A 16,253-nucleotide genomic window follows, 5' to 3' on the forward strand; every position below is an offset into this window, starting at 1 on the left:
TTTATTATTCCCTCTTTTATTCCCCCTTTCATTAACCCGCACCGCATTTTCAAACCATTTGATTCCATAAGCCCCATTTTTAAATCAGTGGGGCTTACAGAGTTAAATTCAAAGGAGAAATGATGGCAAAAGTAGAAGTAGAGTTAAAAAAAATCCATCAAATTTTAGTGGATAGTGAATATTTTTACCAAGTTCCCGATTACCAACGCCCTTATGTGTGGGATAAAGATCATTTAGGGGCTTTGATTGATGATTTGGTGGGTAGCTATACCAACAACAGAGAAGACGAGTATTTTTGCGGCTCTATTGTGATCGCTGAAAATCCAAAAGATAAAAGATGGGATGTTGTGGATGGCCAACAGCGCTTAACGAGTTTTATCATTCTGGCTTGCACGATTTTAAGGCTTTATAAAGATAGTCTTGGGCAAAAATCTAAAGCTTTTATTAAAGAGAGTATTTATGACAGATACGATAAAGAAAAAGAGCGTCTGAAGTTTTTAACCGCTCAAAATTACAATAGAATTTTTGAAAACACGGTGTTAAACCATTTGGAGTTTGAAGACAACATTAAAAAGAGCGAGTTGAATAAGAAATTTGACGAAAACACTTATTTGCGTAACGCTTATTATTTCAAGGAACTATTGAATGAGAGCATGGAAAATGGTTCCATAAGCGATATGGATGATTTTGTCGAGTGGTTTTATGAACACATTGTTGTGACTAGGATCATTTGTTTTGAGCAAGACAGCGCGATGCAAATCTTTCAAGTGTTAAACGACAGAGGCCAACCCTTAAGCCCTATTGATATTTTAAAATCCAGTTTGATGCAAGAAATCAAACAAGATAGTGAAAAGCGTAAGGATTTTATAACCACTTGGGACAAATTGGTTGAAGCTTGCAAGAGCGTTGAAGGCATAGATATTGATTTGGAAGACTTTTTTAACATGTATTTAGAATACGCTGATCCTAGCGCTTCTAAAAAGAGAGCCGATAAGGGATTAAAAAAGGTGTTCAAAGACAGCAAAAAAGACGCTTGCGGGTTCATCTATGAGATTAGCGAGTTCATGAAAGCCTATACCGCATTGCTAAAAAAACAAGATCGATACATCTATTTATTGAGGTATCTCCCCTCTAGGTATTGGGCTAGTATTTTAACGACAGCCCTTTATGTCAAATACCCTGATTTTGACGCTTTAAAAGAGCTTTTAGTGTCTTATTATTACCAAACTTGGATTGCAGGAGGCACGATCACGCGCATCAAGCAAACGAGTATCAACATTATCAAAAATGTTAAAAGCAATAAGGGCATTGAAACCATCAAAGAGCTTATATTGTATAACATAGACTCTTATAACACCTTTAACCAATACTTTTATAACTTATGGGAGAGCCCTTCTGTTTATCCTAGCAAATGGGTGCGTCCTGTCTTAGCCCTAGCTAATTATTTCATGACAGATGAAGAGAAACCCCATTTTATCGTTATGGATGCCGAAACCCAAGTGGAGCATGTTTTGCCCCAAAGCCCCAAAAAAGGCAGTCAATGGAATGCGGATTTTAACAAAGAAAAAAAAGAAAAGTGGGTGAATAATATCGCGAATTTAACCCTTTTAAAGCGTAAAAAGAACGCGCAAGCTTTAAACGGGGATTTTGATGAAAAAAGAAAAATTTATGGCGGCAAAGACCCAAGCAAAGTGATTAGCTGTTATGACATCACTAAAGAATTGTATAGCAATTATAGAAAGTGGAATGAGAAGTCCCTAAAAGAGCGATACAAATCTTTGTATAACACTATCACGCCCATTTTACACATAGAAGGGCAAAAAAAGGAATTTGAAGAGGAATGTGAAGATGATTTTGATCTAGAATGATTAAAGATCATCAAGCATCAAAACAACAAAGGGGATAATCAATGCCTAAAAAAGAGCTATTAAAGATGTCAAAGAAAAGGATTTTTAAAGACTTCTTAAAAGAAGCCAAACAACACCGCCCCATTGTTTTTTATACAGATAACGATTGCGATGGCATGTTGGCTGGCAGCGTTTTAATGTCTATGTGTTACAGATTGGGTATTAAGGATTTCTTTTTCTTTAGCCCCTTAAGGAATGCACATGGCTATGGTTTCACCGATTTAGCTATAAATGATTTGTTGTCTAAACCTTGTATTTTTAACCCTAAAACCAACCAATTAGTCCGCCTAGATTGCATTAAAAACCAATTCCAAAAAGACCCCTTATTGTTTAGCGCTGACTTGGGGGCGGATTTGGCCGCTAACACCGAATTACAAGAAATCTTATTAGAACATTTTGAACAATGCATCATCACAGACCACCATAAGAGTTTTGAAGTTGATTGGATTGATGAAAACAAAATCGCCTACATTAACCTGAATGATGAAAAAGACGCTAACTATTATAGTGGGGCTTTCACAAGCGCTTTAGTGTTTGGTCAAATCTTTCAAATACAAACCACTCCTTTAGAAGAAGAATTGATCGCTATCACGCTTTTAAGCGATCGCATTGATTTGGATCATGGGGATAATTTGGATATGGTTTTGAATTTAGCACAACCTAAACATGACCGCATTAAATGGTTTTTTAAAGATAAAGAGCTTTCTTTAGCCCAAGACGATTTAGATGGAATTTCTAACTTATACGGCTTTAATTGCATCAATTATATCAACGCTTTAAGCCGTTTGAGTGGGGCTAGAGAGTTTAAGGGTTGTTATGATAGCTATTTGCACTATCTGGTTTTAAAACATTTCAATCCCCTAAACGATCCGCGCTTAAGCGTCTTTAATGTTAAGGAATTCAAAAGATACAACGACATTAAAAAGAAAATGGTGAAAGAAAGCGAAGAAAACGCTCAAATTTTTTCTTGTAACAAAATATTAGTGGCTCTTTTAGATGAAAGCTGCTCTATTAAAGTAGGTGTTAGCGGTTTAGTGGCTAATAACTTTTTAAAAAAATACCCTTCCAATCGCTCCCTTTGTATCTATAGAGACAATAAAGACGGGTATAGCGGTAGCGCTAGAGGTGGTGGGAATTTTTTAAGCCAGATTAAAACCATTCCTTTAATACAAGCTGGCGGGCATGAAGAAGCTTTTGGGTTGAGCTTTGCAAAAGAGGATTTTAAAAAAGTGATCAAAAGCTTACAAGCCTTATAAAGTCAAATAACGCTAATGATGAATTTTAAAAAAAGGACTTGACATGTTATTGGATTATGATTTTTTATTGTTATTGAATGATGAGAGTGGGAAGCCAACTAGATACTACTATTTGTTACAAGATTTTGAAAAGGATTTTGTGGCTAGTGAAGTGGCTCAAAATAGAGCGAAGCGATTCGTTAAGGAGATCATTGGGAGCGAGAAAGTCTCTAAAACTAAAAACAGCGCCATTGAAGTTTCTAACACGAAAGCTTCTGCTATTAAGAACGAAGCGATTGGAAGCGGCGATCTTAAAAAGGTGTGTGAGAAAATCAAAAGCGGGCTACCCTTTGGGATCATCTCAGCCTTTAAACCCTTTAAAGACGCTTTTTACAGAGATTTCAATGATAATGAGCAAAAATTACTGATAGGGGCGGCTAAAAGCGGTTGCATTCAATCTAGCGCTGACAAACTGGCTCAGTTAAAAACGCGCTTAATCTACTGGCAAGACAAATCTGTTAAAGTGGATTGGGATAAACCCATTTTGATTAAGGACTTCTTTAAAGGCAATAATTACCTTTATAGGAGGCTTTGTTTTTTATTGGGGAAGCATTTTATAGACAGATTTTTAAAGAATAACGCTAAGGCGAGCGTGAAAGACTTTATGTCTAGTAAGGAGTTTGTCGCTAAATACCGATACACCCCCAAGCAAAATACAGAAAGAGCGAAAAAGTTGCAATCGTATTTAGAGAATAAGCGTGATTTTATAGGGTTTGTTCAAACGCTTAACTCTTTAAAAGACAGCCCGCAAGATCCTTTTTTACCCAATGAAGAAATAAGCTTTTTGGTGTTCGCTAATGAGCCTACTATCATATTTAATTTAAGGGACTATTTATTGGTGTTAGTGCAAATATTTAACCAACAAGCGATCTGTTATTGTGAGAGCAAATGCCCTATAGAATTAATCAACGCTTCACCGGGTAAGGACTTTAACAAAACACAAGACAGCTTCTCAGACATCAAATTCTCAACGCCCAATCAATTAGAACAATCTCTCAACGCTCTTAAAAACAAGCTAAGCGCATTCTTCTCAAAACACCCTGATAAACATAACGGCATGGAGTTCAATGAAATGGCTAAAACTCAAATAGAAGCGCTTTATATGCCGCAATCTAGCGATGGTTTTGATGATTTTCGCGAGCATCTTGAAGATAGTATTAAAAGTTTTATCAGAGCGAAAAAAAATCGTTATGGTTTTCCTAAAATCTTTGATGTTGCAGACATAGAACAAGAAGAGAGGGAAGTCATTGAATGGCGAGAAAAAAAGAGAGCGTCAAAACAAAGTTATAAACAAAACCTTCAAATCAACAAAATCGCTAACGATTTAAAGCGTGATAAGGTAGTGGATAAAAGAACGATTTTAAGCGTGATAGACGCTGATATGGAGCGTGGTTTTATCCCGCCTAAAGATTTGTTAAAGCAATTAGAAAAAATCAGCGCTTCTCTTTCTAAAGACATCGTCATAGCGATAAAGCAAGTAGAAAAATTAGAGCTTAACTACGCGCTAATAGATAATATCCAACACAACACGCTTGATGACACGCTTGATTTTACCTTTATTGTTGGGGATTCTTTGAGCGTTCAGTCGCTTTATGTTACCTTTAATCTTGTGATTGACATTGATAGACCCATGAGCGAGCAGTTTCTCAACCATATTGGGGAATTGGGGAGTTTTAAATCTAGAGAGGAAGCGTTAGAGTGGGTGCGATTATCGCAAACTAAACTGATCATTGAAGCGCCTAGGGAAGCGCTAAAGAATGCGGAATTATCGCAAATTGAAGAAATATTGACCGGCTGTATTTTTAATGGCGCTTACCGCCTTCAAGACGATCTTAAAAAAATAAAGTTGGATTAAATTAAAGGAGTAAAACATGTTAAAAGGGTATAAAAAATTTTATTTTCCAAAGTATTCTAGTTTTGGTTATTCTTGCGAAATCAGACCCTTTGAAAGCCATAGAAAAGTGAAAGACTTTTTGAAGTCCTTTTACAATAAGGAATACGAAAAAATTGCCGAGCATTACCGCAAAGGCATAGGCGTTAAAAAGGATTTAAGAAAGGCTAAAAAATACTTTTTTAAAGACAAAGAACAAAAAGATTTTTTAGATAAAAAAGAGACAAAAGAGCATGAAGAAAGCACTAAACTAAAAATTACAACATTAAAAAATAAGCTTGAAAAAGAGTCGCACGATACAGAAATCCTTTTAGAGTTAGGGGAAATCTATGCTCGTGATCTAAAAGATTACAAACTGGCCATGGAGTGTTTCAAACAAGCTTTACCAATTTTAGAGAAAGAGCCAAAAGATGATTATAAACTCGCACGCACTTATGAAACCGTGGCATCATATGGAGCAAAAAATCTTGATACTAATGGATGCGATAAAGAAAAACAACCTGATTTTAACAAACTCGCCCTAGAGCGCTATCAAAAAGGGGCTGAACTCAATAATGCACCTTGCTGTGTGGCTTTAGCCAATCGTTATGAAAACACATTTTATTTTTATGAGAACAAGCCAATCAGCGATGCGCTTAAAAAAGCCAAAAAAATGCTTTTTTACTACCATAAGGCTAGAGATTTAGGCTCTATTGAAGGGCTAAATGGTTTGATTGGCATCTATCGTTATGGCTTAATTTATGATGTTAGAAAAATAAAAAGTAAAGTTATCATTCCTAAAAATACCCCTAAAGCGATTGAATATCTTAAAGAAGCTCTTTCTCTCAGTGATAGCGAAAGAAAGGCTGATTATTACCACGCTTTAGGAAGAATCTATAGTTATAAGAAGAATAAGAAAATCCTGGATCATGACAAAGCGTTAGAATATTTTTATAAAGAATTAGAATACAGCCCTAAAACATTGCGTAGTTATTGGGATGCTTGTTTATTAGAAATCGCGCAAATCTATAGAAAAAAGGGGGATTTAAAGAAATTTTTAGAATTGAATTTAGAAGTGTTAGCTTTTTATAACACGCATCAATATTTTAAGAGACTTGGAAGCAAGAGAAGGTATTTAGAAAGGTATTATTCGAACCAAAAGGGTTTTGCTAACCCACTAGGGCATATCATTAGCCTGTGCCACAAATTGGGTCAAAATACGGATATAGTCATTACTTATTTAGAGGGTGCGGCAAATCGTTTTGACTTTTTGTATCACAAGTTTTTAGGCGAGATTTTTGAATACGCTAAAGGCGTTGAAATGGATTTAAAAAAAGCGTTATTTTACTACCAACAAGGAATTAGAACGTTTTGCGAATTAAAAGAGAGAAAGAAATTACAAGCATGTGAAAAAAGGGTTCTAGAAAAAATCAAGCAATATAAAGGGCAATAGACATGGAAATTTTAAATAAAATTCAAACCCCAACAAGGAGGAACAAGCCATGCCAAAAAGATAAAAAACACTAAAAAACATTGAACGACCGATTATAGCGGAATTTAAAACAAATTTTTACCAAGGAGTATTTTATGGGTTTTCAAAATGAAAATAAATTAAAAGTAGGGGCGTTAGTCAAAGCCACCATCAATAACAAAGTGGTGGAGGCTAAAGTCATTAGCATTGGGTTTAATCGTGTAACCTTAAGGAGCCAAAAAGGCAACGAAGCCACTTACGCTTTCAATAGCGAAAAATTCTTAAAATGGTTTAAGGAAGTGCCTTTGAGTGAAGTTGCGAATAATCACGCTGAAAAAAGCGGTGAGGATTTGTTGAAAGGGATTAAAATCGTTACGAGCGGACAGAGTGTTAAAGAAAGGACTTCAACTCCTAAAGAAAAAGAGGATAGGTTTAAACTCGCTTTTGGATTTAAAGAGGCTAACGATGAGAGTGCGAGTGTGTCGGAGCTTATGATTAGGGAATATACTCTAACCGAGAGAAAAAGTAGGCTCGGTGTGTTATTATCTCCGATGCTCTTTGGGGGTATTGGTAATCAAATCTCCACGCTTATTATTACCGCCCTTGCTAATGCAAAAGGCTTTAATAAGCATACTGATGTGGAGTGGGTTAAAATGATTGATAACCGAGATGAGGAATTGTGCGATGTGGATAGTTTTGATAACTTGGATAGGGTCGCTCTTACCTTGTATTGTAATGTAATCAAGTATTATGCGGAGGGTAGAGAGGAGTTTCAAAACGATTTTAACGATTTTTCTCCGAGTGGTTTTTGGGCGAAAAATTTACCTAAAAACAAAAACGAGGCGTTGTTTGTCGCCCAACTCTTATGCGATGGCGGTATCAATAAGTATGGTTTAAGCTGTGCGGGTCTTACTGAAAATTTATTAAAAGACATTGAACCTAATCTCGGTTTAGCGACTATAAGTGAAATTGATGAATATCTCGCTAATTTAGATAAAGAGGAGGGTGATGTAGAATAAACCCCTCCCCTCCCCCTTGTGGGGTGGCTCTCCTTTTTTAATCTCTTTTCTTTTTTATTCTTTAGTTTTCTTGTATCATAAGCGTTATAATTGATTTATAGCGATTAAAGCCGTTTAAATCCATTTATAGCGCTCTTTAAGAAATCGTGCGCAAATACCCGTTTTCGCTCAGCATGACATACAAGCGCCCCATGATTTCTTTCTTTTCTTCCATGTCCAGTTGGTTGTTGTCTTCAATTTTTTGTTTTAAAAGGCGCTCAATTTCTTTAGTGTCATAGTCCAAATCGTCTAACACGTCTAAAATCGTTTGGGCTTCGCAAATATCTTCCACTTCATAATCGCCTTTTTCATCAAAAACCACGCTAAATTCCGTAGGGTGCGTGAATAAATTGTGCTTCATGCCTAAAACTTCTTGATACGCTCCCACTAAAAAGAACGCTAAAAAGTATTCTTCTTCATCTATATCTATATCATGCAAAAACAAGGGCTTCGTGGAATCAAAAGCGATTTCCCCATCGCTATCGCAAGTAATATCCCACAAGCTCGCGCTCCTGGTGGGCTTTTCATCTAATTTATTCAAGGGCATGACCGGGAAATTCTGTCTCAAACCCCAATAATCCGGCAAGCTTTGGAAAAACGAGCAATTCAATAAATAGCGCTCTTGGACCTGCTCTTGAATACGTAAAATATCGTTATGATCCTTGACATAAAGCAATTGCACCGCTTTTTTGACGATCAAATGGGCTAAAACTTCAGTGTTGCTCCTGTCAATCAAATCAATATAGCCCAAATCAAAAAGCGTGAATAACGACTCGGTGTGATCAAAACTGTCATGCAAGTATTCAATGGCGTTTTTTTCATTGATATTAGCGAGCAAGTCTAGCATTTCATCAATCAAGGGGGGGTTATTATTTTCTTTGATTTTTAGGGATTTTTCATTGTATTCATGCGAAAACAATTCTAACACCGGGGCCACTAAAACGGCATGGTTAGCGGAAATATAACGGCCTGATTCAATGAAAATATCCGGCTCTATTTCTTGCTTATTTTTCACAATTTCCCTCAATAAAAACACCACATCAGCGCTGAATTCCTCTAAAGTGTAGTTTTTATCTTGGTGGTGCTTGTGCTGGGTGTATTCTACGGCTAACCCCCCTCCAATATTCACGCTATTAAGATTTTTAGCGCCCATTTTACGCAATTCTGCATACAAGTTACCCGCTTCTCTTAAAGCCTTTTTTAAGGGCGAAATATCGCTGATTTGAGAGCCTATGTGGAAATGTATCATGTAGAAATGCTCTAGTAAGTCGTTTTCTTCTAAAAGGCGCATCGCTTCTAACACTTCAGTGCTGCTAAGACCAAATTTAGAATTGATCCCCCCACTCTTTGCCCAAACGCCAGTGCCAGCGCTGTGCAAACGGATGCGAATGCCAATTTTAGGGCATGCTACAAAATCGTTTTGTTTAGCCACGGCGATAATGGTTTTTAACTCATTCAAACCCTCAATCGTTAAAGTGATCTCATGCTGCATGCTTTTAGCGATAAAGCCAAGCTCAATCATTTCTTTGTCTTTAAAGCCATTCACGGTGATAGGGGCTGTGGGGTTGGTGTAACTCATCGCAATGATGAGTTCAGACTTGCTCCCGGCCTCTAACCCGTAATTCAAACCCTTAGCCCCCTGCACTAAAGGGAAAACAAACGAGGGCATTTGATTGACTTTTAAAGGGAAAACCGCCTTAAAAGCCCCGCTGTATTGATACTCTTTAATCGCTGAAGAAAACGCATCAAACAGGCTTTTGATTTGTTTTTGCACCAAATGAGGGAATCGCACCAACAAAGGCCCTCTATAGCCCTTATCGCGCACGCTTTGAACGATTTCTAAAAGCGAGGGGTTTTTGCCATGACAAACTTTAACCAAGCCTTTTTCTATCTTAAATTCGTTATTGCTCCAAAATTTAATCCCATAATCATGGACTTCTTGCATTTTTTATCCTTTTGTTACGATAAGGTTTTAAAGAGATGGGGGTTGTTTTTAAAATCTTTGATCGCTTCTTCATAAACTTTTTCAATTTGAATGACTGAATTTTCTAAAGTGTAGTTTAAAGCGCTTTTAGCGTATTCGTTTTGCATTCTTTCTCTTTCAAGCTTGTTTTCTAACCACCAGTCTATTTTAGCGCTCAAATCTTTAGCGTTATTGGACTCAAATAATGATCGTTCATCTAGCGCGAATTGCCTGGTCGCGCTTAAAGGGCTATTAGCGATAACAGGCACAATCCCCACGCTAATGGCTTCTAAACACGCAATCGCTTCGCTTTCCACATTGGCTGTGTGCGCATAAAGGGTACAAGTTTTTAAAATCTCTAACAATTCATTGGAATTGACAAACCCAAACTCCGTTTTTACGCCTAGTTTTTGGGCTAGAAGTTTGATTTTTTTCTCATCAGGCCCTTTGCCTTTGAGTAATAATACAATGTCTTGTTTGTATCGGCTTAAAGAGATCGCTTTAATGAGAACGCTTTGATTTTTTTCACTAGAATAGCGCCCTACCATAGCGATTTTAAAGGGCGTGGTGTCAAAAAGGCTTTTTTGTGGGTGTTCGCATTTAAACATGGGATCAAAGCCGTTAGAAATAGCGTATTTTTTCCCTCCATAGTTGTATTTTTCTAATTCTTCTACAATGAATTTTGACGGGCAATGGATATGGTGGATATAGCGGTAATGCGAAGATTTAAACCACGAAAAAAGCATCATGTTAAACCAAGAAAATTGCCCCAATTTCATGTTATAAGAAATATGCTCTGGCTGTAAATGGAAAGAGCCAATGTAAGGCACTCGCATTTCTCGTGCGATTTTTACGGCTGTTTTTTCTAGCAAAAAAGGCAAATAAGTATGGATCATATCCGCTCCCTTAAAAGCCTTTCGTAGAATTTTTTTATCCGGTTTAGCAAAAAGAATGTGTTGTTTGTGTGAAATTTCTGTAACTAGGGGGATATAGCGCTCTTTAAGGTTGTAATACCCCTCTTCTTCACTCCCTAAATTATCCACATGAGGGGCAACCACTCTCATCGCATGCCCTCTTTTTTTCAGCGCTTCAAAGAAACGAAACGCTGTCATAGAAGTGCCATTACTGGTGTCTTTAAAGCTATCCACGACTAAAACAATAACCATTTAACTACTCTTCTTTAAAATTGAATTTAAAAGGCTTTTTATCAAACACCACGATTTCTATCATTCCCTCTAAAACCTGAATGTCTAACACAAACGCCTCTATTTTTATTTCAGCTTTTTTCACGCCATCTTGAATGACTTGCGCTTTAATGAGCGCTTCTTGATTCAATTCTAGGGGGGCGTAAAAATTGATGTTATTAGAAACCACCACACTGTGTCTTTTATTCAACGCGCACAAGGCCGCATAATTGCACGCAATAAGCACAAACCCGGCATGCACAAAATTTTCTTCATACACCATGCTTTCATTGCCCTTGAAACGCGCATGGGCTATATCTTTTTCCAAAACGATTAATTCAGTGCCAACGCTTGGTTTGAAATTCTTACAAGTCTCTAAAGAGTCATAATCCACACGAACGACTGATTCTTGCACTATTTAATCCTTTATTAAAGCTTGCTTGGTTTGAGCATTTTAAAATACCCCCTTAAAGGAGCGTCATACCCCTCTAAAGTTTTAGAGTGATCCGTTTTATCCAAAAAATCTTCCAAACTTTGCCCCAAAATAAAATCCGTTTTACGCTGTTCTTTAGGCGTGGTCTTTGAAACGCTAAGAATCTCAAAATTTTCAAACCCCACCCTTTCGCACCACCCTTTTAAAGCGCTAACGCTAGGGATAAAATAAACATTTTTCATTTTAGCATAAGTTTTTTTAGGGCAAAGGGCGATGTCTAGGGGCGAATCAATAATAAGCGTATCTAGCACCAGCTCCCCTTTTATTTTCAAAGCATGATACAAGGCTTTTAAAGCTTCTAGCGGGCTTTTCCTGTGGTATAGCACCCCTAAGCAAAAAATGACATCAAAAGCGTTAGGGTATTTTTCACGCAAATCCTCTACCCCCAAAGACTCATAAATGATTTTTTTTTCTTTATCAAAAAAGGGGGCTAAAAATTCAAATTGTTTTTTGACTAAAACGCCCGGATCAAACCCCACCAAACTTTTAGGCTTATATTCTAGCATCTTAAACAAGTAATAGCCGTTATTGCAACCCACATCAGCCACGATTTTATCTTTTAAAGGAGTGGCGTTTTTGACTAGATCCCATTTAATGGAGCTATCCCATTCGCTATCAATCTTGATTTGAGAAATTTCAAAAGGACCTTTACGCCATGGCCTTAACGCCATGATTTCTTCTAAAAGGGTTTTTGGATTGAGATTGTCGTTACAAATGAGCATGACTTACCATAGCGTGGGGGTTTTTTTAAAAAGGGGGGGGTTTAAAAGGGATTCTAAATGATGAGAGCTAATCCCATAAATAAAAGCGAAATTAAACGCTAAATTTTTTAATTGCTCTTTTAAGTTGTTTTGGGTGGTGTAACAATAAGGGTTATTTTTTTCAAAGAAAGCCGCGCTGTTTTTACGACAAAATACGACAATTTTCCCCCACGATAAAGTCTCAAGGGCTTTTTGAAGCATCATTTCAAACAATTCTTTTGACGCCTCAGCAACAACCACCCTTGCCGTTGCACCATAAGGGGCTATTTCTAAATTTTTATTCACAAAAAAGGGTTTGCAATGATCTAAAGGGTATTCTTTTTTGCTTAAAAGATTCAAATCAAACGCAATTTGTAATTTCTCGCACAATTGAATGACCCTTTTTAAAGGCTCTAAAAAGATGCATGGCATTTTGAATTCGTATTCTTGTTTTTCATAGACTAAAGCGTTGCAAAAAAACGATTGGTTGAGAATCATTAAACGGCTTTCTTTTAAATCTTCTTTCAAGCGCTCCTGCTTATAAAACAAATGAAACCACTCCAATTTATCAAAAAAGGCTATTTTACACCCCTCTATAATGAACAAATCTTCAAGGCTCTCTTTCAAGCACCATACAAATTCGCTCACGATGATTTTAGAAGCGATCTCTAATTCTATGGGGCTTAATAACGCCCCGACCACGTGCTCATTCAACAAGCAAAATTTAAACAAATGGTTCAAAGAATGCTCTATATCTTTAAGCTTGATCCATGCCACATCCTTATCGCTTAAAGGATATTCTCCTGTGTATAAAATCCCATAAGCCCCTAACTCTAAAGCTTTAGGAATGAGCGTGTGATCTTTAGCGACAAATAAAGAGCCTTTTTGGACTTTGTTTAAAGACAAAACAATGGAATTAAAATAGCTGATTGAGGGCGTGTTTTGCAATTCGCCCAAACTCAACTCTACGGCTTCATTCACCCCTAATCGCATTTAGCTGATCAAACTTCCTGCAATTTTTTCTCTGGTAGGGCTAATTAAAGCCAAATTATCGCTATCTTGCACCGTTAAAATCATGCCCTCACTCATTTCACCCATAAGCTTTGCGGGTTTTAAATTAGCCACCACGCACACCATTTGACCCACCAAGCTTTCAGGCTCATAATCCAAAGCGATCCCTGAAATAATCTGCCTCAAACGATTTTCGCCTAAATCCACTTTTAAGCGCAATAATTTATTGGATTTTTCAATCCTTTGAGCTTCTTTGATAAGCCCTACTTTAATCTCTACTTTTTTAAAATCCTCAATGCCGATATAGTTTTCTTGTTGTGATTGGGCTTTTTCTTCTGGCTTTTTTTCTTCTTCTTTTCTGGCTGGGGTTGTTTCCTCCACTTTCTCCACTTTCTCCATTTTGGAAAATAAAGGCTCGGTGTCTTGTAAAACCATATCTTGTAATTTTTTAGCCTTTAAAAAGCGTTCGTAATTATTGGGCGTGATTTCTACACGAAAAGCGCTCGCTAATTTAGCCGCGCTCTTTGGCATGAACGCATAAAGTAAAAAGCTTGATTGCAACAGCGCATTTGCGATCAAGCTCAATAAGGCTTCTAGTTTTTCTGATTCGTTGTTTTTATGCAAGACCCACGGCTCTTCTTTAGCGATGAGTTTGTTTAAAAAATCATAAACATTAAACAATTCCTCTAAAGCTTTATGCAATTGCATTTTAGGCACAAAAGAATTAGCGTTATCTAAAATTTGATGCGCTTTTTCTAGCTCTTTAGGATAATACGCGGTGATTTTGGCGCTTTTTAGAGAATAATTGAAATATTTTTTAGCCATGCCTAGCAAACGATTCAGCAAATTCCCCAAATCGTTGTTCAAATTCGCATTGATCCTTTCTACTAACGCTTTTTTAGAAAAATCCCCATCTTGCCCAAAAGGCACTTCACGCAATAAAAAATAGCGTAATTCTTCAATCCCATACTCCATAGCGAGCTTTTGAGCGTCTAAAACATTACCCAAGCTCTTACTCATTTTCACGCCCTCTATCGTCCACCACCCATGCACGCAAAGCTGTTTGAATAGCGGTAAATTCAAACTCATCAAAAAAGCTGGCCAATAAATAGCATGGAAGCGCAAAATATCCTTACCCACAATATGCCTAGCGCGTTCAAAATGCGCCATTTTATTGTCTAAACCGTTCAAATACCCTAACGCGCTCGCATAATTCAATAAAGCGTCCAGCCAAACATACACCACATGTTTAGGATCGTTCATCTTTTTAGGCAAAGGAATGCCCCATTCAAAGCTCGTGCGCGTGATAGAGAGATCCAATAAACCCTGCTCAATAAAAGAAGTTACCTCATTTTTACGATAAATAGGCAAAATCGCTTCAGGATTTTTAGCATAAAATTCCAATAAAGGCTTTTCATACGCGCTCAATTTAAAAAAATAACTCTCTTCTTCTAAAAGCGTGGTCTCCCTCAAGCAATCAGGGCATAGGACTTTATCGTTCGTGTTGTCCGTTTTAGAGATCGCGCAATAACTCTCACAGCTCACGCAATAATACCCGCTATAAGCACCTTTATAAATATCCCCTTTTTCAAACATGATTTCAAAGGCGTTTTGCACGCATTTTTGATGCTCGCTGTCTGTGGTGCGGATAAAACTATCATAATCTAAATTGAAAAAATCCCATTGGTCTTTAAAAATCGCGCTAATGCTATCGGCGTAAGCTTTGGGGCTTTGATTCCTAAGCCTCGCGCTTTGTTCGATCTTTTGCCCATGCTCATCGGTGCCGGTTAAAAAAAAGACTTCTTCGCCTTGAAGCGTGTAATACTTCTTTAAAGTGTCCGCAATCAAAGTCGTATAAGCATGGCCAATATGAGGGATGTCATTCACATAATAAATGGGGGTTGTGATCAGTGATTTTTGCATCTTTATAATCGTGTTACCTTAAATTTGTTTAAATCTCTTAATTTTAACATGCTTTTAAAAATTTAGAGAATAGAGGTTGAATTTATGCTTATTTGTGGGGTGTTTTTAGCTTAAAATTCATTATAATTAACGCTCAAAAAATTGAAAAAGAGTTCAAGGAATAGACAGATGATTTCAAAATTTTTGCTCAAAAGCATGTTCAAGCAGTGGAAAAACGGCGATTATCAGGTCGTTTTTTGGGACAATAGCGTTTATAGGAATGGCGAACATTCGCCTAAATTCACCCTTAAAATCCATCGCCCCCTAAAATTTAGCGATATTAAAAAGGACATGTCTTTGACGATCGCTGAAGCTTATATGGACGGCGTGATTGATATTGAAGGCTCTATGGATGAGGTGATGCACTCTTTGTATTTGCAAACCAATTATGAGCATTTGCACAAGCATGATAGCGCTAAAGCCGTTCAAAAACCCATCAAAGAAAGCTCCAACATTTCTAAACATTACGATTTAGGGAATGACTTTTATTCTATCTGGCTGGATGAAACCTTAAGCTATTCATGCGCTTATTTCAAAAAGGATGATGACACCCTCCATGCCGCCCAACTCCAAAAACTGGATCACACTTTAAAAAAGCTCCATTTAAAGCCTGGCGAAAAACTGCTGGATATAGGCTGTGGTTGGGGCTATCTCTCTGTAAAAGCCGCGCAAGAATACGGGGCGGAAGTGATGGGGATCACCATTTCTAGCGAACAATACAAACAGGCTAACAAACGAGTCCAAGAGCTAGGCTTAGAAGATAGGGTAACGATCAAATTATTGAATTACCAGGATTTAGACGGGCGCTTATACCGCTTTGATAAAGTGGTGAGCGTGGGCATGTTTGAGCATGTGGGTAAGGATAATTTACCCTTTTATTTCAAGAAAGTTAAAGAAGTGTTAAAAACGGGTGGGATGTTTTTGCTCCACTCCATTTTATGCTGTTTTGAAGGAAAGACTAACGCATGGGTGGATAAATACATTTTTCCAGGTGGTTATTTGCCCTCTTTAAGGGAAGTGATGAGCGTGATGAGCGAATGCGACTTCCACTTGCTCATGGCTGAAAGCTTGCGCATCCATTACGCTAAGACTTTAGACATTTGGCGAGACAATTTCAACCACAATCTAGACCAAGTGAAAAGACTCGGCTATGACGAACGCTTTATCCGCATGTGGGATCTGTATTTAAGGACTTGTGCATCGGCTTTCAGGGTGGGGAGCGCGGATTTATTCCAATTGCTTTTAACCAACAGCGTGGATAACACTTTCCCCTTAACCAAAGAATACATCTACCAATAA

General features: G+C 37.5%; 12 protein-coding genes. 6 read left to right on the forward strand and 6 right to left on the reverse strand.

Annotated features, from left to right (window positions below; all coding sequences use genetic code 11):
• Positions 1–122: 122 nt before the first annotated feature.
• The 5 genes from CXY28_RS03720 (at position 123) to CXY28_RS03740 (ending at position 7,562) form a co-directional block, all read left to right on the forward strand.
• Entirely contained in the window at positions 123–1,868 is a 1,746-nt protein-coding gene (locus CXY28_RS03720; RefSeq protein ID WP_198542603.1) for a DUF262 domain-containing protein, read from the forward strand.
• Between the two features lie 41 nt (positions 1,869–1,909).
• Entirely contained in the window at positions 1,910–3,163 is a 1,254-nt protein-coding gene (locus tag CXY28_RS03725; RefSeq protein WP_100979508.1) for a single-stranded-DNA-specific exonuclease RecJ, read from the forward strand.
• Positions 3,164–3,206: 43 nt separating this feature from the next.
• Positions 3,207–5,057, forward strand: coding sequence for a hypothetical protein (locus CXY28_RS03730; protein ID WP_100979509.1), 1,851 nt, complete (start codon positions 3,207–3,209; stop codon positions 5,055–5,057).
• A 16-nt stretch (positions 5,058–5,073) separates the two neighbouring features.
• On the forward strand, positions 5,074–6,525 hold the full coding sequence (locus tag CXY28_RS03735) for an SEL1-like repeat protein (protein ID WP_100979510.1): 1,452 nt from the start codon (positions 5,074–5,076) through the stop codon (positions 6,523–6,525).
• A 134-nt stretch (positions 6,526–6,659) separates the two neighbouring features.
• Positions 6,660–7,562, forward strand: coding sequence for a hypothetical protein (locus CXY28_RS03740; RefSeq protein WP_100979511.1), 903 nt, complete (start codon positions 6,660–6,662; stop codon positions 7,560–7,562).
• Positions 7,563–7,698: 136 nt separating this feature from the next.
• Here the strand turns inward: CXY28_RS03740 and speA are convergent, their stop codons facing one another.
• From speA to metG, 6 genes are read right to left on the reverse strand one after another with little or no spacing between them, the layout of a single operon-like run.
• Positions 7,699–9,546: an arginine decarboxylase gene (gene speA / locus CXY28_RS03745; protein WP_100979512.1), complete on the reverse strand. Its 1,848-nt coding sequence runs from the start codon at positions 9,544–9,546 to the stop codon at positions 7,699–7,701.
• 14 nt (positions 9,547–9,560) lie between these two features.
• Positions 9,561–10,730, reverse strand: coding sequence for a glycosyltransferase family 4 protein (locus tag CXY28_RS03750; protein WP_100979513.1), 1,170 nt, complete (start codon positions 10,728–10,730; stop codon positions 9,561–9,563).
• Between the two features lie 4 nt (positions 10,731–10,734).
• On the reverse strand, positions 10,735–11,163 hold the full coding sequence (locus tag CXY28_RS03755) for a hotdog domain-containing protein (protein ID WP_001158310.1): 429 nt from the start codon (positions 11,161–11,163) through the stop codon (positions 10,735–10,737).
• Positions 11,164–11,177: 14 nt separating this feature from the next.
• Positions 11,178–11,963 (reverse strand): tRNA 5-methoxyuridine(34)/uridine 5-oxyacetic acid(34) synthase CmoB, encoded by a 786-nt coding sequence (gene cmoB / locus CXY28_RS03760; protein WP_024118116.1) that lies wholly within the window; start codon positions 11,961–11,963, stop codon positions 11,178–11,180.
• A gap of 3 nt (positions 11,964–11,966) precedes the next feature.
• Entirely contained in the window at positions 11,967–12,974 is a 1,008-nt protein-coding gene (locus CXY28_RS03765; protein ID WP_100979514.1) for a ferrochelatase, read from the reverse strand.
• Entirely contained in the window at positions 12,975–14,915 is a 1,941-nt protein-coding gene (gene metG / locus CXY28_RS03770) for a methionine--tRNA ligase (RefSeq protein WP_100979515.1), read from the reverse strand.
• Positions 14,916–15,083: 168 nt separating this feature from the next.
• Here metG and cfaS point away from each other — a divergent pair, with 168 nt between their 5' ends.
• Entirely contained in the window at positions 15,084–16,253 is a 1,170-nt protein-coding gene (gene cfaS / locus CXY28_RS03775) for a cyclopropane fatty acid synthase (protein ID WP_100979516.1), read from the forward strand.

The organism is Helicobacter pylori (assembly GCF_002832345.1).
Classification (GTDB): Bacteria; Campylobacterota; Campylobacteria; order Campylobacterales; family Helicobacteraceae; genus Helicobacter; species Helicobacter pylori_CP.

Excerpts from the sequence above, each read along its gene's own strand:
- CXY28_RS03720 (WP_198542603.1), top strand. The coding sequence starts at position 123 with ATGGCAAAAGTAGAAGTAGAGTTAAAAAAAATCCATCAAATTTTAGTG.
- CXY28_RS03725 (WP_100979508.1), top strand. The coding sequence starts at position 1,910 with ATGCCTAAAAAAGAGCTATTAAAGATGTCAAAGAAAAGGATTTTTAAA.
- CXY28_RS03730 (WP_100979509.1), top strand. The coding sequence starts at position 3,207 with ATGTTATTGGATTATGATTTTTTATTGTTATTGAATGATGAGAGTGGG.
- CXY28_RS03735 (WP_100979510.1), top strand. The coding sequence starts at position 5,074 with ATGTTAAAAGGGTATAAAAAATTTTATTTTCCAAAGTATTCTAGTTTT.
- CXY28_RS03740 (WP_100979511.1), top strand. The coding sequence starts at position 6,660 with ATGGGTTTTCAAAATGAAAATAAATTAAAAGTAGGGGCGTTAGTCAAA.
- speA (WP_100979512.1), bottom strand. The coding sequence starts at position 9,546 with ATGCAAGAAGTCCATGATTATGGGATTAAATTTTGGAGCAATAACGAA.
- CXY28_RS03750 (WP_100979513.1), bottom strand. The coding sequence starts at position 10,730 with ATGGTTATTGTTTTAGTCGTGGATAGCTTTAAAGACACCAGTAATGGC.
- cmoB (WP_024118116.1), bottom strand. The coding sequence starts at position 11,963 with ATGCTCATTTGTAACGACAATCTCAATCCAAAAACCCTTTTAGAAGAA.
- CXY28_RS03765 (WP_100979514.1), bottom strand. The coding sequence starts at position 12,974 with ATGCGATTAGGGGTGAATGAAGCCGTAGAGTTGAGTTTGGGCGAATTG.
- metG (WP_100979515.1), bottom strand. The coding sequence starts at position 14,915 with ATGCAAAAATCACTGATCACAACCCCCATTTATTATGTGAATGACATC.
- cfaS (WP_100979516.1), top strand. The coding sequence starts at position 15,084 with ATGATTTCAAAATTTTTGCTCAAAAGCATGTTCAAGCAGTGGAAAAAC.